The organism is Streptomyces sp. NPDC097640 (assembly GCF_040302705.1).
In the GTDB taxonomy this organism is placed as follows: domain Bacteria; phylum Actinomycetota; class Actinomycetes; order Streptomycetales; family Streptomycetaceae; genus Streptomyces.
Window position 1 is genome coordinate 126,982 of the sequence record NZ_JBEOSB010000020.1, and the last position, 17,701, is coordinate 144,682.

13 protein-coding genes and 1 pseudogene are annotated in these 17,701 nt (G+C 71.7%); 6 read left to right on the forward strand and 8 right to left on the reverse strand.

The features are described 5' to 3' along the window. The first annotated feature begins 160 nt into the window (after positions 1 to 160). Both ABTY62_RS29100 and ABTY62_RS29105 read left to right on the forward strand, forming a co-directional pair. Positions 161 to 5,686, forward strand: a complete 5,526-nt coding sequence (locus ABTY62_RS29100) for a MupA/Atu3671 family FMN-dependent luciferase-like monooxygenase (protein ID WP_502997540.1) — start codon at positions 161 to 163, stop codon at positions 5,684 to 5,686. After that, positions 5,683 to 7,218 carry a condensation domain-containing protein gene (locus ABTY62_RS29105; RefSeq protein WP_352132376.1) on the forward strand — a complete coding sequence of 512 codons (1,536 nt, stop codon included), beginning with the start codon at positions 5,683 to 5,685 and terminating at the stop codon, positions 7,216 to 7,218. The genes ABTY62_RS29100 and ABTY62_RS29105 overlap by 4 nt, the downstream gene beginning before the upstream one ends. On the opposite strand, the gene ABTY62_RS29110 is transcribed toward ABTY62_RS29105, so the two are convergent. Then, positions 7,211 to 8,176, reverse strand: a complete 966-nt coding sequence (locus tag ABTY62_RS29110) for an antibiotic biosynthesis monooxygenase (protein WP_352132377.1) — start codon at positions 8,174 to 8,176, stop codon at positions 7,211 to 7,213. The genes ABTY62_RS29105 and ABTY62_RS29110 overlap by 8 nt on opposite strands. A gap of 128 nt (positions 8,177 to 8,304) precedes the next feature. Between ABTY62_RS29110 and ABTY62_RS29115 the strand changes: the two genes are divergently transcribed. Together ABTY62_RS29115 and ABTY62_RS29120 are read left to right on the forward strand one after the other, a co-directional pair. After that, a complete protein-coding gene (locus tag ABTY62_RS29115) occupies positions 8,305 to 8,871 on the forward strand; it encodes a nucleoside deaminase (RefSeq protein WP_352132378.1) in 567 nt (188 codons plus the stop codon). 99 nt (positions 8,872 to 8,970) lie between these two features. Continuing rightward, entirely contained in the window at positions 8,971 to 9,717 is a 747-nt protein-coding gene (locus tag ABTY62_RS29120; RefSeq protein ID WP_311725602.1) for a YhjD/YihY/BrkB family envelope integrity protein, read from the forward strand. A 30-nt stretch (positions 9,718 to 9,747) separates the two neighbouring features. Here ABTY62_RS29120 and ABTY62_RS29125 read toward each other — a convergent pair whose 3' ends face one another. Together ABTY62_RS29125 and ABTY62_RS29130 are read right to left on the reverse strand one after the other, a co-directional pair. Continuing rightward, a complete protein-coding gene (locus ABTY62_RS29125; RefSeq protein WP_352132379.1) occupies positions 9,748 to 10,728 on the reverse strand; it encodes an MBL fold metallo-hydrolase in 981 nt (326 codons plus the stop codon). 73 nt (positions 10,729 to 10,801) lie between these two features. Further along, the gene (locus ABTY62_RS29130; protein ID WP_352132380.1) at positions 10,802 to 11,713 is read right to left on the reverse strand and encodes a serine hydrolase; all 912 of its coding nucleotides are present in this window, start codon (positions 11,711 to 11,713) and stop codon (positions 10,802 to 10,804) included. On the opposite strand from ABTY62_RS29130, the pseudogene ABTY62_RS29135 reads away from it, so the two are divergent. Beyond that, a pseudogene (locus ABTY62_RS29135) lies at positions 11,707 to 12,646 on the forward strand (LysR family transcriptional regulator); the annotation flags it as partial. The gene ABTY62_RS29130 and the pseudogene ABTY62_RS29135 sit on opposite strands and share 7 nt — an antisense overlap. A 128-nt stretch (positions 12,647 to 12,774) precedes the next feature. Here ABTY62_RS29135 and ABTY62_RS29140 read toward each other — a convergent pair. From ABTY62_RS29140 to stsA, 5 genes are all read right to left on the reverse strand, one after another. Beyond that, entirely contained in the window at positions 12,775 to 13,605 is an 831-nt protein-coding gene (locus ABTY62_RS29140; protein ID WP_352132381.1) for an ABC transporter permease, read from the reverse strand. After that, the gene (locus ABTY62_RS29145) at positions 13,595 to 14,545 is read right to left on the reverse strand and encodes an ABC transporter ATP-binding protein (RefSeq protein ID WP_311725442.1); all 951 of its coding nucleotides are present in this window, start codon (positions 14,543 to 14,545) and stop codon (positions 13,595 to 13,597) included. Before ABTY62_RS29145 ends, ABTY62_RS29140 begins: the two co-directional genes overlap by 11 nt. Then, complete coding sequence (locus ABTY62_RS29150) at positions 14,542 to 14,850, reverse strand: PqqD family protein (RefSeq protein WP_352132382.1); 309 nt, start codon at positions 14,848 to 14,850, stop codon at positions 14,542 to 14,544. Before ABTY62_RS29150 ends, ABTY62_RS29145 begins: the two co-directional genes overlap by 4 nt. Positions 14,851 to 14,862: 12 nt before the next feature. Further along, complete coding sequence (gene stsB, locus ABTY62_RS29155; RefSeq protein WP_352132383.1) at positions 14,863 to 16,281, reverse strand: StsB family radical SAM/SPASM domain sactipeptide maturase; 1,419 nt, start codon at positions 16,279 to 16,281, stop codon at positions 14,863 to 14,865. Positions 16,282 to 16,364: 83 nt separating this feature from the next. Next, on the reverse strand, positions 16,365 to 16,745 hold the full coding sequence (stsA, locus tag ABTY62_RS29160; RefSeq protein ID WP_352132384.1) for a StsA family sactipeptide RiPP: 381 nt from the start codon (positions 16,743 to 16,745) through the stop codon (positions 16,365 to 16,367). Between the two features lie 133 nt (positions 16,746 to 16,878). Between stsA and ABTY62_RS29165 the strand changes: the two genes are divergently transcribed. After that, the gene (locus tag ABTY62_RS29165) at positions 16,879 to 17,613 is read left to right on the forward strand and encodes a Mut7-C RNAse domain-containing protein (protein WP_352132385.1); all 735 of its coding nucleotides are present in this window, start codon (positions 16,879 to 16,881) and stop codon (positions 17,611 to 17,613) included. The last annotated feature ends 88 nt before the right edge of the window (positions 17,614 to 17,701 follow it).

The following is a 17,701-nucleotide window of genomic DNA, read 5'->3' on the forward strand; positions in this document are numbered from 1 at the left end:
GATGGCGGCCCAAGGCGGGCAGGCGGCGCGCGGTCACGCGGACGAGCTGATACGGCGCTATACGGCCAGGACCGCGGCCTCCAAGGAGCTCGCCCAGCGCCACCGCCGTGCGCTGGCCGACAGCCGGGCCTCCGTCGGCTTTCGCAGCGCCACCAAGGAGATGCTGTATCCGCTGGCGGCGCGGCGGGCCCGCGGGTCACGGCTGGAGGACATCGACGGCAACGCGTACGTCGACATCACCATGGGCTTCGGGGTGCTGCTCTTCGGCCACGAGCCGGAGTTCGTCACCGAGGCGGTGCGTGCGCATCTGGCCGACGGTCTGCGCCTGGGGCCGCGGGGCCCCGAGGCCGGGGAGGCCGCGGAGCTCCTCGCCGAACTCACCGGCACGGAACGCGTCGCCTTCGCGAACTCCGGCACCGAGGCCAACTCCGCCGCCATCAGGCTCGCCCGCGCCGCCACCGGCCGGGACAAGATCGTCACGTTCCGGGGGGCCTACCACGGACACGCCGACAACGTACTCGGCCGAACCATAGGCGCGGGACGCGAGACCGTCCCCGTCTCCTCCGGCATCCCGCAGCACGCCGTCGCCGACCTCCTCGTCCTCGACTATGGCGCCCCGGACAGCCTGCGGCTGATCGAGGAGTCGGCGGGCGACATCGCCGCCGTGCTGGTGGAGCCCGTCCAGAGCCGTAACCCCGCGCTCCAGCCAGTGGAGTTCGTCCGCTCGCTGCGCGAACTCACCCGCCGCCACGGCATCGTCCTGCTCTTCGACGAGATGCTCACCGGCCTTCGGCCGCATCAGCGCGGCGCCCAGGACCTGTACGGCGTGGTGCCCGATCTGGCCACGTACGGCAAGGTCCTCGGCGGCGGTTTCCCCATCGGCGCCATCGCCGGGCGCGCCGACCTCCTCGATGGGGTCGACGGTGGCTTCTGGCGCTACGGCGACGGCAGCTACCCGCCCCGCGATACCACCTTCTTCGGCGGCACCTACCTCCAGCACCCCGTCTCGATGGCCGCCGCGCGCGCCGTGCTCACCCACCTCAAGGAGCAGGGCCCGGACCTCCAGCGCGGGCTCAACGCCCGCACCCAGCACCTGGCCGACACGCTCAACGCGTTCTTCGCCGAGGAGGAGTTCCCGCTCCGGCTCGCCCACTTCGGCTCGATGTTCCGCTTCGAACACCGGGCGGACATGGAGTTGTTCTACTACCACCTGCTCGTGCGCGGTGTGCACGTGTGGGAGTGGCGCAACTTCTTCCTCTCCACCGCCCACACCGACCACGACATCGAGCGGATCACCGACGCGGTCACCGGCTCGCTGCGCGATCTGCGGCGGGCGGGCTTCTTCCCGCGCACCACCCCCGAACCCGCCCGCCCGCGCGCCGCACGGCAGCCCGCCCCGCGCCCCGCGCCCGAGGTGAGCCTGTACTTCTTCGGCGACTACCCCGAGGGCACCGCCCCCGAGGACTCCTACGAACTCATCGCCGACGCCGCCCGCTTCGCCGACTCCCACGGCTTCCACGCCCTGTGGCTGCCCGAGCGCCACTTCCACACCTTCGGCGGGCCGTTCCCCAACCCGGCCGTGCTCGCCGCCGCCCTCGCCCGCGAGACCAGCCGCATCCGCCTCAACGCCGGCTCCGTCGTCCTCCCGCTGCACGACCCGATCCGGGTGGCCGAGGAGTGGTCGATGGCCGACAACCTCTCCCACGGCCGGATCGGCATCGGCTGCGCGAGCGGCTGGCACGCCCGGGACTTCGTCTTCTTCCCCGAACGGTTCGGCCACCACAAGGAGCTGATGTACGAGCAGGCCGAGCAGGTCAGGGCGTTGTGGCGGGGCGAGCCGCTGCGCCGCCCGGGAGGCGCGGGCGAGACCGAGGTCCGGCTGTTTCCCCGCCCGGTCCAGCACACCCCGCCGATGTTCACCGCCATCGTCGGCAACCCCGACTCGTACGCCCGGGCGGCCCGGCACGACATGGGCGTGGTCACCAACCTGATGAGCCAGTCCCCGGAACAACTGGCGGAACACATCGCCCTGTACCGGCGGACCCGTGAGGAACACGGCCTCGACCCGGACGCGGGGCGCGTCGTCGTGCTGCTGCACACCTACCTCACCGACGACCCGGACGAGGCCCGGCGCGAGGCCTACGAACCCCTCTCCCGCTATATGCGCTCCTCCCTGTCCCTGTTCGGGCAGGTCGCGAACAGCCTCGGCCACAGCGTGGACATCGACGGTGTCGGCGACGAGACGCTGGACGCCATCTTCCGGCGCGCCTACGGCCGCTACTGCGACCAGCGCTCTCTCATCGGCAGCCCCGAGAGCTGCCGGCCCGTGGTGGACGCGCTGCGCGAGGCGGGCGTGGACGAGATCGCCGCCCTTGTCGACTTCGGCGTGTCCCCGGACCGGCTGCGGGCCGGGCTGCCCCACCTGGAGCGGCTGCGCCGGGCCCTGCACCCGGAGACCACGGAGACCACGGAGGCCATCGCGCCCCCCAAGACCGACGCCGCCGCCGGGGGCGTTGCCACGGCGCCGCCCGTCCCCCTCTCGCCGGGCCAGCGGCGCATCTGGCTGCACGAGCGGCTGCTGCCCGGCGGCACCGCGTACAACGAGGCCACCGCCATCCGCCTCGACGGCCCCCTCGACCTCCCCGCCCTGCGCCACGCCCTCACCGGTCTCGCGGAGCGGCACGAGATGCTGCGCACCGTGTTCCCCGCCGTGGAGGGCGAGCCCCGGCAGGTCGTACGCGACCGCATGGCGCCCGACTTCGCGCTGGTGGACCGCGCGGGGACGCCGGAGGAGGACGCCGTGCGCGAGGCCATGGCCATCGAGAGCGCGCGCCGGTTCGACCTCGCCGACGGCCCGCTGTTCGTGTTCCGGCTGCTGAGACTGGGCGAGGCGCGGCATGTGCTGGTGTTTTCCTTCCACCACATCGTCGCCGACGCCCACTCCGTCACGGTGCTCACCCGAGATCTGTCCCTCCTCTACCGCGCGGCAGTGGACGGCGGCGCCGTCGCTGGTCTGCCCGAACTGCGCTCCAGCTACTGTGAGTTCGCACGAGACCGGGCCGCTGTGGGGGACTCGGATCCTGCCGTGGCCCGCGATCTGGCGTACTGGACCGGGAATCTGGGCGGCGAGCCACCGGCGCTCGAACTCCCCACCGACCGGCCCCGCCCCGAAGTGATGACCTCCCGTGGCAGGACCGTCTTCCGGTCCCTGCCCAAGGACCTCACCGAGCAGCTGCGCGAGCTGAGCCGCCGGTCCCGCGCCACCCTCTTCATGACGCTCCTCACCGGCTTCGCCACGCTGCTGCGCGAGGTCACAGGACAGGAGGACATCGTGGTCGGCACCCCGGTGTCCGACCGGCCCGAGGGCACCGAAGACCTCGTCGGCTTCTTCCTCAACACCGTCGCGCTGCGCTTCGACCTCAGCGGCGACCCCGCCTTCGAGGAGCTGCTGGCCCGGGTGCGCGGTACCGCCGTGGACGCCTACGACCACGCCACCGCGCCGTTCGACGCGGTCGTACGGGCCCTGGCCCCGCCCCGCGACGCCTCGCGCAACCCCGTCTTCCAGGTGCTCGCGGAGTACGAGAGCGGCCCGCCGCTCGCGCTGGACCTGCCCGGGGTGTACAGCACCGCGCTGAACCACCGCCCGGACAAGTCGCTGACCGACCTGACGGTGTACTTCACCGCCCGCTCGGACGGTGTCGGCTGCCACCTGGAATACCGCACCGACCTGTTCGACCCGGCCACCGTCGACCACTTCTTCGACCGCTTCCGGGACATCCTCGAAGCCGCCGTGCGCGACCCCGCCACCCCGCTGTCGCGGGCGGCCGGCCCCGCGCCCGCCTGCGCGGGGCCGCGCCGCCCGGTGGCCGACGCGACGGTGCACGGGCTGGTGGCCGACCGTGTCCGCAGCGACCCGGGGCGCCTGGCGGTGTCCGACGGCGCCACGCGCCTCACCTACGGGGAGCTGGACGCGCGCGCCGCACACCTGGCCGCCCGGCTCCGCGCGGCCGAGTCCGGCGCTCCGGGCGGTGAGCGCGTGGTCGCGCTGTGGCTGCCGCGCTCCGCGGACCTCGTCGTGGCGATGCTCGCCGTTCTGCGGACCGGCGCGGCGTATCTGCCGCTCGACCCCGCGCTCGGCCCGCAGCGGGTGGGCGCCATCCTCGCGGACTGCGGCGCCCGCACCGTGCTCACCCGCGCCGACGCACCCGCCCTGCCCGCTCTGCCCGACGGCGTCACCGTCCTCGACATCTCCGCAGCACAGATGCCGGAGGACGTTCAGGACGGGCGTCCAGAGGGGCCCGTCGGCCCCGATTCGCTGTGCTACGTCATCTACACCTCCGGCACCACCGGACGTCCCAAGGGGGTGATGGTCACCCACCGCAACGTCGCCCACCTCTGCCAGTGGCACCGCGAGCGCTTCGCCTTCACCCCCGACGACCGCGCCGCCGTCGTGTCCAGCCAGAGCTTCGACGCCTCGGTGCTGGAGATCTGGCCCGCCCTCACCTCCGGCGCGTCGATCGCCGTCGCGCCCGAGGCCGCCCGGCTCGACCCGCCCGCGCTGGCCCGCTGGTACCACGAGGAGCGGGTGACGTTCTCCATGCTGCCGACCGCGCTCGGCGAGTCCGTCCTGGCGCTGCCGGCCCACCTTCAGCCGCCGCTGCGCCACTTGGCGCTCGGCGGCGAGGTGATGCGCCACAGGCCGGGCCCGGGGGTGCCGTACGAGACGGTCAATGTGTACGGGCCGACGGAGACCACGGTCCTGGTCACCACCGCGACCGTCGCCGACGCCGGGAGCGACCCCGGGCCCATCCCGATCGGCCGGCCGATCGACAACACCACGCTGTATCTGCTGGACGAGGACCTGCGGCCGGTCCGGGACGGTGACGCGGGCGAGCTGTACATCGGCGGCCCGGGGGTGGCGCGCGGCTATCTCGGCCGCCCCGAGGACACCGCGCGGCGGTTCCTCGACGGCCTCGTCGGCGGCGCGCGACTGTACCGGACGGGCGACCTGGCCAGGCGCCGCCCCGACGGCGCCCTGGAGTTCGTCGGTCGCACCGACGACCAGGTCAAGATCCGTGGCTTCCGGGTGGAGCCGGGCGAGACGGCCCAAGTGCTGCGCGAGCTGCCCGAGGTGGGTCGGGCCGCGGTGGTGGCCGTCCGCGACGGCCGGGGGGAGGCGCGGCTGGCCGGGTATGTGGTCCCCGACGGCGGCGCGCCCGCCGACGAGGCCGCGTTCCTGCGGCGGGTCGCCGGGCGCCTGGCCGAGCGGCTGCCGGACTACCTGGTGCCGCGCGCCTGGGCGGTGCTCGACGCCCTGCCGCTGAGCGCACAGGGCAAGCTGGACCGCGGCGCGCTGCCCGAGGCGGCTGTACCGTACGCCGATGCCGTGCCGTACGAGATCTCCGGAGAGGCCGCGGCCGAGGCCTCGCTGGTGACCCTGTGGGCGGCCGAACTGGGGCTCGACGCGGCGCGCATCGGGCCGGACGCCTCGTTCTTCCGGCTCGGCGGTGACTCGATCGCCGCCATGCGGCTGCTGCACCGGGTCCGCGAGGAGCTCGGCGCCGAGTATCCGATGGTCCGCTTCTACCAGCGGCCGACCGTACGGGCCATGACCCAGGCTCTGGCGGCGACCGCGGCGACCGCGGCGACCGCGGAGGAGCCCTCGCGGGTCCGGGGGGAGATATGACCCCCGACGCCACCGTGGAGGAGCTGCTGGAGTACGTCGCCGCGCAGGGCATCGTGCTGGCCCGGGACGGCCACCGGCTGCGGTACGACGCCCCGCGCGACGCCTTCGGCCCCGACGTGCTCGCCGCGCTCACCCGCCACAAACGCGAACTGCTCGCCCGCCTCGAACTCGAAGACCGGAGCCGGGACACGGTGGTGGCCACCGCCCCGGTGTCCGTCCAGCAACTCGGCCTGCTGGGGCGGAGCCGGCAGGACCCCGTGCCTCAGGTGTGGAACATCCCCCTGCGGATCACCCTCACCGGGCCGGTCGACCCCGCCGCGCTGCACACCGCGCTGGACGGGCTGGTGGCCAGGCACCACGCGCTGCGCTGCCGCTTCGCGCAGGTCGAGGGGGAGCGGTGGCGGCAGGAGGTGCTGGCCCCCCGGTCCGTGCCACTTCCGGTGCGCGACCTGACCGGCCTGGACGCGGCGCGCCGGGCCGCGCGGGTCGAGGAGGAGTGCGCGGCCGCCGTCGACACGGCGTTCGACCTCACCTCCGGCACCTGGCCGGCGTGCCGTCTGCTGCGCACGGGCGACGACACCTGGGTGCTGATGTTTGTGGTCCACCACATCTGCGTCGACGGCTGGGCGGTGACGGTCCTGCTGCGCGACCTGGCCGAGTTGTACCGGGCCGTGGTCCGCGGCCGTCCGCCCGAACTGCCCGAACGGGTGGCGCAGTGCACCGACTACGCCCGGGAACAGGCCGCGAAGGCGGCCGGGCCGGGCGGCCACGGGCGCGAACTGGCCTACTGGGCAGGCCGGTTCGACGATCTGCCGGCCGACCTGGACCTGCCGCTCGACCACCCCCGCCCGCCGCGGGCCAGCGGCCGCGGCCGCACCGCGCGGCTGACCCTGGAGCGTGGGTCGGCCGATGCCCTCCGCGCGCTGTGCCGCGAGCGTGGCGTTACCCCGTTCGCGGTGACCACCGCCGCCTTCGCGGTCCTGCTGTCCAGCCTGACCGGCCGGGACGACCTGCCCGTCGTCACCAACTACGCCAACCGGCCGCGCGGGAACATGGAGCACCTGGTGACCACCACCGCCACCGGGGTGGTGCTGCGGCTGCGTCTGGACCGGGCCGCGCGCTTCGCGGACCTGGTCGACCAGGTGGTCAGCCGCACCATGGAGGGCATCGACCATCTGCTGCCGCTGTCCGCCCTCCGCCGCGGCCTGCTGGAGGAGTACGGCCTGCGGTTGCCCGGGGCGTTTCCGATCGGCATGACCTTCCAGAACTCCCTCGACTTGACCCTGGACCTGCCCGGGATCCGGGCGGAGGTCATGGATCAGCCGACGGAGGGCGCGCGCAGGGATTGCAGCTTCGGGGTCGTGCCCCAGGGCGACACCTACGAGCTGTACGTCGAGTACGCGACCGACCTGTGGGACCCGCCGACCGCCGACGGGTGGCTCGGCGGGTACGCCGCCGTCCTCGACGCCGTCTGCCACCGTTTCGATGCCCCACTGGACTCGCTGCCCGGCATGGGCGCAGGTGTCAGGTGAACAGCCCGAACACCACGATGAGCAGTGCGTAACACGCCGTCACCAGTGCGGCGCCCGCCACGTGGACACCCACCGTGCGGGCCCGCCCGGGCAGCAGCCAGAAGGCGAGCGCCCGGTTCACCAGCGGCATCATCAGCCAGGTGAGGGCGCTGACGCTCAGTACGTTTCCGATGAACAGGGCCAGATACCCGGGCGTCCCGAGCGAGTCGAGCCCGCGACCCACGGTGAGGTTGAGGATCATGACGGTGGGATAGAGGGCGAGCACCACCGACATGGCCTGTTTCCAGTTGGGGGGAACGCCCTCCTGCTCCCCTTCCCCGAAACGGAACCAGCCGCTGAACGGTGAGGTGATTTTGCGGACGTCGTACGTGGAGAAGTACTCCCGCCCCTCATCCAGGAGCTTGGCGCGGGCGTCGGACCCGAGCCACTCGTCGAGGTGTTCCCGGGTGTCGAAACGGAAGACCACAACCCAGTTGTCCTGGATTCCCGCCACCGGCTCGAAGAGCTCGGAGCCCATGAACCCGGGGCACTTCTGCTGCGCCCTGAGCATCTTCTGCTGCCAGCGCGCGAAGTCCGCTTCCCGGCCGGGCCGTACCTCGTGCGAGATCACCGCCGTGACGGCATCCCGGACCGGGGCCCCGCCGCTGAGCACCTCCTGGGTGGGTGGTTCCTCGAACAGCGCGCTGCCTTCGTCGAGCAGCTTCTGCCGGACGCCGGACCGCAGCCACATCGTCAACTGATCGATCCGGGAGAAACGGAATACCACCACCCACTCGTTCTCCTCTTCGGAGTCCGGCGGGTACTGCTCGGTGCCCTCGAAGCCCTCGAAGTCGCGGACGGCCCGGTCCGTCCGCTCCTGCCAGCGCTGGTACTCCTCGGTGCGGCCGGGCCGTACCTTCTGCGAGGTCACGACCGTGGCGCCGGTCCCCTCGGAGCCCTGGCTTGCACGGGCACTCATATGGAGTAGTGTATTTCAAAGGGTAATTAAGGCGCAAACGGTGAGTTGAGCGAATTACGGGACAATAGTGGACCAAATGGTATGGTGTCCCGCGCGGAACCCGGGCAGCGGCCGAGCGGAGGTTCGAGATGGGGAACAAGGAGTTCCTGGCTGAAGCCGTGCGACTGGCCACCGAGTCGGTCGAGAAGGGCTGGGGCGGGCCGTTCGGGGCAGTCCTCACCCGGGACGGCGAGATCCTCGCCCGGGGGCAGAACCGCGTGCTGCTCACCGGCGACCCCACCGCACACGCCGAAGTGGAGACCATCCGAAAGGCGTCCCAGGTGCTCAACCCGGAAGCGCCGACCATATCGGAGGAGCACCAGAACGAGAGCACGCTCCAGTACGTGCCCCGCCCCGAGGGATCCACCGACGTGGTGCCCGAGCGCGCGCGCATGCTCCAGGGCTGCTCGATCTACATCAGCGGGGCGCCCTGCCCGATGTGCATGAGCGCCATTTACTGGTCGCGGATCGACAACGTCTTCTTCAGCTGTGATTTGGCCGCCACCCGCGAGATCGGATTCGACGACTCCTTCCAGTACGAGGACTTCCAGCGGCCCTTGGACGAGCGGAGGATCCGGATCGAGCAGATCCACCCGGAGCTGGGCGCCGGGGCCTACCAGGCGTGGATGGAAAAGCCGGACCGGCACCCGTACTGAGTGGCCGGACCCACGCCGCGGGACGGCGGATCACCACAGGACCAGGACGACCACGCGTCACTCTTCAAACGGCTGCACGACGGGTTCCACGCCTCCGCGATGGGGCGGGGGTGGCGGCGCGGCAGCGAGTTCGAACTGCTCCACCGGGCCATGGGGTTTGCCGCGCTCGGGTTTCTGACCCTCGTACCGCTCCTCATCGTGGTCGCCGCGGCCGACCCGGTGAATCCCCAGGGCTTCCCCCAGTGGCTGGCCGAGGGCCTCGGAGTGTCCAAGGAGTCGCGGGACGAGGTGCGGCGGCTGTTCGCCGCGCCGCGGCAGGCGTTGGAGACCACCACCGCCTTCGGCCTCGCCACGCTGTGCGTCTTCGGCCTCCGGTTCGGCGCGGCGGTGCAGACCGGCTACGAGAAGGTGTGGGAACTGTCCCCGGGCCGCTGGCACACCGTCTGGCGGCATCTGGTGTGGCTCGCGGTGCTCATCGGCTACCTCCTGGTGTCCTCGCACCTCACTCCGGGGTGGCGGCTGTGGATCGGGATCGTGGGGACGGTGACGTTCTTCTGGTGGTCTCAGCGGGTGCTGCTGGGCGGCCGGATCGGCTGGGGCCCCCTGCTGCCCGGAGCGGTGGCCACGGCGGCCGGGCTGCTGGGGCTGCGGATCTTCTCCCGGCTGGTGTTCTCGCCGCTGATCGCGTCGAGCGCCGTCTCCTACGGCCCGGTCGGCACGGTCCTGGTCGTCCAGTCCTGGCTGGTCGGCGTCGGTTTCGTGGTGTTCGGCGGGGCGCTCCTCGGCAGGGTGCTGCACGAGGAGTGGGTGCTGCTGGTGAACCGGCGTCGGCACGGAAAGGCCTGACGCCGACCCACCGGGTCCGGAGCGTTCCGCTCAGAAGCGGTACGGGGTCAGATAGTCCGGCAGCAGGATCCGTGTCCCCGGCGCGGCGGCCCGCACCTGGTCCCGGAAGCCGGCCAGGTCCATCGTGGGGTCCTCCTGAGGGCCGTCCTTCAGCGGGTTCTCGAACACGTCCCAGTGCACCGGCACGACGGTGCCCGGGTATCCGAGGGTCTTCAGCAGCCGGGGCACATAGCGGTGCGTCGAGACGCTGTTGGGCACCGCGACCATCGCCACATCGGGCCGCAGGCCCTCGGCGTCCCGTGCGCTGAAGTCGCTCGCCCCCATGAGGAACGCCGACGGGCCGTCGCCCACCGTCACCTGGAACGCCAGCGTGTCCCCCTCGGGCAGGTCGGAGATCGTCTCCGGCCTGGCGGCGGGCGGGGCGTTCAGCGTGCCCGGGGCGAAGTAGCTCTGGGCCTTGTTGCGGCTGTGGCGGCTGGAGACGACCTCCACCACATATCCGCCGAAGTCCAGCACCTCCCCGCCCTTGACCACGATCATCCTGCTCGTGTCGATCCCGAAGGCCCGCAGCAGGTGGTACGTGGTCTCGGTGCCCACGATCCGCGCCTCGGTGGAACGGGCGATGAACGGCACGTCGTTGAAGTGGTCCCAGTGGCTGTGGCTGACCAGCACCAGTTCCGGGCGGCCGATGTGCTCGCCGACCAGCGCCTCGTCGGTCTCCAGTTCGGTGCGGGCGTTGAAGGAGCCCTCGAACAGGCCGGTCTTGAAGCGGGTCAGATAGGGGTCGGAGAGCACGGTCCGCCCGTCGAAGTCGATCCGCCACCCGGTGGTCCCCAGCCAGCGGAACTCCGCCCCCGACGCCTTTCCGGTCCGGCTTCCGGTCCGGCTTTCGGTCCGGCGCGGGGTGGTGGCCGCGCCCGGGGCCGCGGACAGCATCGGGACGGCCGCCCCCGCGGCGGCTCCCCGGAACAGCAGACGGCGGTGGAAACATGATGTCTTCTCGTCGTTCATGGCCACAGCAGAGCAGGCGCCGACCGGCCCCGTCCAAGATCCAAACCTTTCCCCATCGATATCCGGGTGGATATCACACCAGGTCAGAACCTCTGAGGTGGTCCACGGCCAGCCGGGCCGCCCGGCCGATCGCCGCGTCCACGGCGGTGTTCACGGTGCCGGGCTCACGGGTCTCGGCGAACACCGCGACCGCGTACCGCCCGCCGTCCGGATAGTGGGCCACCCCCGCCTCCATGTGCAGGCTCGGCAGGGTCCCCGTCTTCGCGGCCACCCGTACGTCTCCGGGAAACCCGGAGACCAGCCGGTGGCGGAAGACCTGCCGGGCCATCAGCTCGCGCACCTGCGCGCAGGCCTGCGGCGGACCCGCCTCGTCCCGCCAGATCAGCCCCAGCAGCCGGGTGATGTCGCGGGCCGTGCTGCTGGTGGTCCGCCGCGGGTCGAGCACCCGCAGCCCCCGCACCCGCTCGGCGCCCAGGGTGGGGAAGACGGCCGCGAACTCGGCCTCGTCGCGGGCGCCCACGTCCTCCAGCATGGACTCCAGCAGCTCCCGGGGGCCGCCCACGACCACCGTGTGCTCCAGCCCGAGCTCGGCGGCCAGCAGCCGCACCGTGTCCAGGCCCACCCGGTGCATCAGCACATCGGCCGCCGTGTTGTCGCTCACCGACAGGGCGAAGTACGCCAGGTCGCGCAGCGACATCTCGACGTCGTCGAGGCATCCGGCGGTGCCCCAGCCACCGAGCCGGTCGGCCGCCGTCAGCAGCACCCGCTCCCGCGGGTCGAGCTGACCGGCCGCCGACTGCCGGGCGAACTCCAGCACCAGCAGGATCTTGAACACGGACGCGATGACCACCGGTTCGTCCGCGCCGACCGCGACCTCCCGCCCACCGCCGATCCCCACGGCGTGCAGCCGTCCCCGGGCCCCCGCGGCCTCGAAGACCGCCGCTACGTTCTCCTCGATTCTCTCCTCGGTCGAAGCCAATGCCACGGTCCCTCTCGCGCGTCACGTATGGTCGCCCGGTGGATCTGATACGCCACCTGCGGCTGTTCATTGTCGTCGCCGAGGAGCTGCACTTCAGCCGCGCCGCCGAGCTGCTCGGCATGGCGCAGCCCCCGCTGAGCCAGGCCGTCCGCAGGCTCGAGAGCGAGATGGGGGTGGAGCTGTTCGACCGCTCCCGCCGCCAGGTGCGGCTCACCGCCGCCGGCGCGCTGCTGCTCCAGGAGGCGGGTGAGCTGCTGGCCCGCGAGGAGCGGCTGCGTACGGTGATGCGCCGCGCCCGCACCGGGGAGCCGGCCACCCTCCGGGCCGGAGTGCCGCCCCAGATGCCCGCCCGTACGCTGCACGCGCTGCTGGCGGCGTGTGCCGAACGGTGTCCGGGGCTGCGGATCGATCTCCAGGAGGTGGACACCGCCGAGCAGTTGCGGCTGCTGGCCTGCGGACAGCTCGATGTGGGCTGGGTGCAGCATCCTGTCGAGTGCGGGGACGCCACCGATCTGGCGCTCGGACCCATGGTCGGGGTCGAGCTGGGCGTGGTGCTGGCCCGTACGTCCCCGCTCGCCCGGCTGCCCGAGGTGTCCCTGGCCGACCTGGCCGGCCATGACCTGGTGCTCTTCCCCCGGGCCGGCGCCCCCGGCTGGTACGACCGGATGCTCGGCCTCTGCCGGGCGGGGGGCTTCGCCCCGCCCGCCGTCCGCCACGCGCGCAACCCCGAGTTCCTGGTGGGCCTGGTCTCCGCGGGGTGCGGGGTGGCCTTCGACGACGGCCGGGTGGCCGGGCGGGAACCGCGGGTGATGTGGCGTCCGCTGGCGGGGCGCCCGCTGGTCCAGCAGATGTCCGCCGTCTGGCCGGAGCAGCGGCCCCACCCGGCGGCCCGGCGCTTCGCGCGCATCGCGGCCGAGGTGGTGGCCCGCGACGCGACGACGGCACGGCGGCTGCCCGCGGCCCCGGCCGGGGAGCGGTACGGGGACGAGCGGCGCGGGGAGCGGTACGAGGGACGGCCGAGGCCGTGGTCGGTGGTGTTCGAGCCGGCCGTCCCCCGGGCCTCGGCGTCAGATCTCGCGGGCGCGGGCCATCAGGGAGCGTCCGATGAGGACCCAGGCGACGGCCGCGATGCCGAGCAGGATCAGCATCCACGGCCAGGCGGCGCCGAACCCGAAGAGGGCCCCGTCGCGGATGCAGCGGATCCCGTAGCTCACCGGGTTCGCCCATGACAGCCAGCGCAGCAGGGGTGCCATCTGTGCGGCGGGGTAGAACGAGGGGCTGGCGAACAGCAGCGTGGGCGCGAGCACGTTGATGGTCACCGAGAAGCGCTGGAAGTCCTTGAACAGGGTGGCGAGCAGCAGATAGAGGCCGTTGAAGGCCATCGAGGCGACGGCGATCCCGCACAGCACCGACACCCAGTGGCTCGGCGGCCAGCGGAAGGTGAACACGAGGAGCGAGACGCCCAGCGCGGCCAGGCTCTGGAGAAGGATGAGCAACGTGCTGACCAGAAGCTTTCCCGCCACATAGCTGCCGCGCCGCAAGGGGTAGGACCAGAGTTCGACATCCATCCGCCCCAGGCGCTCCTGGAACAGGGAGGTGCCCGCGGTGGTGGCCGCCGCGAGCATCGACGAGAGCAGCAGCGCTGGAACGGCGAACTCCGGATAGCTGATGACACGGTCTTCGTAGCGCACATCCCCGACCAGGCGGGACAGGGAGGTGGCGAACAGGAGCAGATAGACGGCGCTCGGTGTGATGGCGAGCAGCAGGTTGGTGCGGTTGCGAGTGAGGAGGAGGTACTCGCGGTACATCGTGGCCGCGACATCGCCGCGCGGCCGGGGCGGTGGGGCCGGTGCCGGGGCGGTCTCCCCGGACGGCCCCGGGGCGAGGTCAGCCGTCATGTCCGGCCCCCACGAGCGTGAGAAAGGCGTCCTCGAGCGACGGGGTGCGGTACTCGACGGGCCCGACGCCGATCCCCAGCGCCTCCGCGTCGCTGAGCAGGGCGGGCAGGCGGGTCCGGGTGGCCTGGCCCCGCACCTCGACATGTCCGTCGCCGGCCGTCACCCGCAGCTGCGGCCGCCCCCGGCCCAGTACGGCCAGCAGCCCGTCGGTGTCCCGCGGGCTGTCCGGGCGCACCAGCGCCACCTGGCCGCCGAACCGGTCGGCGAGCTCGCGCGGGGCCGCGAACTCCACCAGCCTGCCGTGGTTGACCACCAGGACCCGCTGGCAGTTGCGCTCCAGCTCCTCCACGTAGTGGCTGGTCCACAGCATGGTGGTGCCGTGCCGGCGGCGCAGCTCGTGCAGCAGGGACCACACCTGGAGGCGGCCGCCCACGTCCAGCCCGGCGGAGGGCTCGTCGAGGAGGAGCAGTGGCGGGTCGCCGAGCAGCGCGCGAATGACCTGAAGGCGCCTCATCTCCCCTCCGGAGAGGGTGAACACGAGCTGGCGGACCTTGCCGTCCAGGCCGAAGGCGGTGAGCAGCTCGTCCACCCGCGGTCGCACTTCGCGCCAGCGCAGTCCCTTGTACGCGGCGGTGATGCGCAGGTTGTCCAGGGCGGGCAGCATCATGTCGAACGGCCCGCTCTGGTGGACGACGCCGATCCCGCGTTTGGTGGCGCCGCTGGGTGCCGCGGGATCGGCCCCGAACACCTCGACGGCGCCCCGGGTGGGCACGGTGGCTCCGCAGATCATTTTGATGAGGGTCGTCTTGCCCGCCCCGTTGGGGCCCAGCAACCCGATGGCCGCGCCCGGCTCGATGTCGAAGGACAGCCCGCTCACCGCGTCCCGGTCCATGCCGTCGTACCGCTTGACCAGGTCATGAGCGTGGACCGCGGGCGTCATGCCGGTGGGCCCGGGGTCCCGGACGGGGCGACGTCATCGGCCAGCAGCAGCCCCTGCCCGGCCAGCGCGTCCAGGAAGTCGCGCACGTCCTGCACGACCACGTCGGTCTGCCCGGTGTCGGCGGCGGCGTACCGCCGCGCCATCTCCGAGGTGATGGCGTCGACGGGCTGTCCTTCCGAGACGAGGATCCACAGCTCGGCCCCCGTGCTGTTGAGGGTCCGGAACTCACCCGAACCCGCGTCGTAGAGCCGCACTTCGCCGTCGTCGGCCATCCAGACGACGTCGGGGGCGATCCGGTAGCGCATGGACGATTCCCTTCAGTCGACGAGCGGCAGGAGACGGCGGCCGGAGGTCTTCCAGTCCTCGTACACCGGGTGGACCGTGTCGTCCCGGACCAGATGGGGCCGGAGCATCTCCTCCTGGTGTTCGGCGAGTTGGCGCCCGGACACTCCGGTGGCCCGCCACCAGTTGGAGATCATGGAGTGGCGCAGCATCCGGCACAGATGCCGGCCGTTGCGATTGACATCTCCGGTCTCCGCCATGTGGTACGCCCGGCAGCCACCGCCGCAGGCGCCCCGGATATAGCAGCGGCGGCAGTCCTTCAGATTCTCGCCGCTGAATACGTTGTTGCCGCGCATGTCGGCGAGTACCGGGGACGCGAAGAGTTCGGTCAGCCGGCGCTGCCGGACGTTTCCGGCCTTGTGTATCTGCTCGGTGACCAGTTTGCAGGGATAAACATCGCCCAGTGAATTTACGTAGATTTCATTTCCGCCCATACCGCAGTTGCCCTTGATCGAGCACGGCTTGCTGGACCTGGGGCCGTCGGGGAGAAGCTTGTCGGCCATCGGATTGGTCCAGAAGAAATTCTGGATCTTCTGGAAGTCCAGCCATCCGAAGTCGTATCCGTCGGTGGCCGCACGGCCGAGGTCGGAGTGATACATGAGACGTACGCGACGCACTTTGAGATCGTCGACGAATTCGCAGACCTTCTCCAGGGCGTCCACGTTTTCCGGGGTCACCACATGGTTGATGACCGGGGCGACGCCCGCGTCGTTGAGCAGCCCGAGCCCCTTTCCGGTGCGGGCGAAGGTGCCCTTGCCGCGGGTCCGCTCGTGCAGTTCCGCCGTACCGCCGTCGACGCTCACGGTCACCGTGCCGAAGATCTCCGCGATCCGCCGCGCGATCTCGGCCGTGCGGATCAGCGTGCCGTTGGTGATCATGTTGACCGTCAGTCCCCGGTCGCGGGCGTGCGAGGCGACCTGGAACAGATCCTTGCGCAGCATGGGCTCGCCGCCCGTGAAGATGAACTGCTCCACGCCCATGTCGGCCGCCTGGTCGACGAGGTCGAGCGACTCCTCGGTGGACAGCTCCCCGGGCAGGCACTTCTCCGAGGAGGCATAGCAGTACGGGCAGCGCAGATTGCAGCCGTCGGTGATCGCGTAGTAGACGGTCGTGAGGTTCCCTTTGGGAGGGCGCACCGCCGGGCGGTGCCCGGGCAGATAGACGATCCACTTGAGCACCAGTTTGGCCAGGGCGCGCTCCACCTCGGCGGATCCACCGCCGGGCGACGGGGGCTTCAGGCCCCGGCTCAGCGCCTCGAGCACCGCCAGTTCCGGCTCGGTCAGCACGCACCAGGCGGCCAGTTCGGGGTTGGTGACCAGGCGCTTTTCCGAGTACCGGAAGTAGACGAGATCTTCCGGAACGATCAGGTCGTGCCACTGCTCCAGCAGCTTCATCCTGCACCTCCGATGAGCAGGCGGGGCTCCGGGCGCGCCGGGGCCCCGCCTGCCGGCTGACGGGGACTGCCGACAGCCGTCGGTCAGATGTCGAGTCTCGGCTCGGACTCCGCGTTACCGGATCCGGCACCGGCACCGCCCGAACAATCACAGGAGCACGGCTGGTCCACATCGAACTCGACGGGCAGCATTTCCGGCTTCACCCAGGCAGGACATTCCATGATTGGTCCTTTCTTGTGATTGGTTCTTAAGGTCACCGCGCTACGCAGCCGGGCCCCGATTTCCGGGCGCGCCGGAGGATGGGCGCATGGCGTATTCCCATCGCAAGGGGAGGCATGGTTTGCGGCGGATCTGCACCGAACCCTCACAGCATTGGGGTGGCTGGTCGTGGGTGTCAACAGGAATAGGCAAATCCGGATGGCCCGTGATTGGGGCGCCCGTTCGGGCAGAAGTATTCGCGCCATTACCCCTTCCCACCGGTTTCCGCGTGGCCGGGAGATCCTTGTGTCCGCGCCTCGATCTTTCAGGCATTCGGCGGAGAGCGCGGAGCGTGACGCAAGTGACGGGTGTGACGGGACTTTCTGGCATGCTGGCCATGTGAACGGACCCCGGATCCATGTCAGCCTGGCCCCCGAACTGCGGATGTTCGCCGTCCCCGAGCGGCGCCGGGAGCGCACGGCCGTCGTCACCGACGGCGCGTCCACGCTCGGACACGTCATCGAGTCGCTCGGCGTCCCGCTCACCGAGGTCGGCGGATTGCTCGTGGACGGCCGCGAGACCCCGGTGTCCCATGTGCCGCGGGCGGGGGAGACCGTGGAGGTGTGCGCGGTGGCACGGCCGCAGCGGGTGCCCGGCGCGCCGCTGCGTTTCCTGCTCGATGTGCACCTGGGAACCCTCGCGCGGCGGCTGCGGCTGCTGGGCGTGGACGCGGCCTACGAGAGCGAGGACCTCGGCGACCCCGTCCTGGCCGCGCTCTCCGCGGCGCAGCGGCGGGTGCTGCTCTCCCGGGACCGCGGGCTGCTGCGCCGGCGCGAGCTCTGGGCCGGGGCGTATGTCTACAGCGACCGCCCCGACGACCAACTGCGGGACATACTCGGCCGGTTCACCCCGGAGCTGGCCCCCTGGACGCGCTGCACCGCGTGCAACGGCCCGCTCGAGGACGCCGACAAGGACACCGTCGGCGAGCGCCTGGAACACGGCACGCGCCGCACCTACGACGTGTTCGCCCAGTGCACCGCCTGCGAGCGGGTCTACTGGCGCGGCGCGCACCACGCCCGCCTGGAGGCGATCGTCCAGCAGGCGGTGGGGGAGTTCGGCGCCGCCGTGCGTTAGTCGCTGGTCCGGCGGCCGTTCCGCCCGCCGGACCCACCGCGCCGTATGAATCGTGTCAACTTCTTAGGGCGGCACAACTCTTGACGCA

What these genes read in the sequence shown, in the direction of transcription:
- ABTY62_RS29100 (WP_502997540.1), top strand. Translation starts at nt 161, where the DNA reads ATGCTGTATCCGCTGGCGGCGCGGCGGGCCCGCGGGTCACGGCTGGAG.
- ABTY62_RS29105 (WP_352132376.1), top strand. Translation starts at nt 5,683, where the DNA reads ATGACCCCCGACGCCACCGTGGAGGAGCTGCTGGAGTACGTCGCCGCG.
- ABTY62_RS29110 (WP_352132377.1), bottom strand. Translation starts at nt 8,176, where the DNA reads ATGAGTGCCCGTGCAAGCCAGGGCTCCGAGGGGACCGGCGCCACGGTC.
- ABTY62_RS29115 (WP_352132378.1), top strand. Translation starts at nt 8,305, where the DNA reads ATGGGGAACAAGGAGTTCCTGGCTGAAGCCGTGCGACTGGCCACCGAG.
- ABTY62_RS29120 (WP_311725602.1), top strand. Translation starts at nt 8,971, where the DNA reads ATGGGGCGGGGGTGGCGGCGCGGCAGCGAGTTCGAACTGCTCCACCGG.
- ABTY62_RS29125 (WP_352132379.1), bottom strand. Translation starts at nt 10,728, where the DNA reads ATGAACGACGAGAAGACATCATGTTTCCACCGCCGTCTGCTGTTCCGG.
- ABTY62_RS29140 (WP_352132381.1), bottom strand. Translation starts at nt 13,605, where the DNA reads ATGACGGCTGACCTCGCCCCGGGGCCGTCCGGGGAGACCGCCCCGGCA.
- ABTY62_RS29145 (WP_311725442.1), bottom strand. Translation starts at nt 14,545, where the DNA reads ATGACGCCCGCGGTCCACGCTCATGACCTGGTCAAGCGGTACGACGGC.
- ABTY62_RS29150 (WP_352132382.1), bottom strand. Translation starts at nt 14,850, where the DNA reads ATGCGCTACCGGATCGCCCCCGACGTCGTCTGGATGGCCGACGACGGC.
- stsB (WP_352132383.1), bottom strand. Translation starts at nt 16,281, where the DNA reads ATGAAGCTGCTGGAGCAGTGGCACGACCTGATCGTTCCGGAAGATCTC.
- stsA (WP_352132384.1), bottom strand. Translation starts at nt 16,745, where the DNA reads ATGGCGCGAATACTTCTGCCCGAACGGGCGCCCCAATCACGGGCCATC.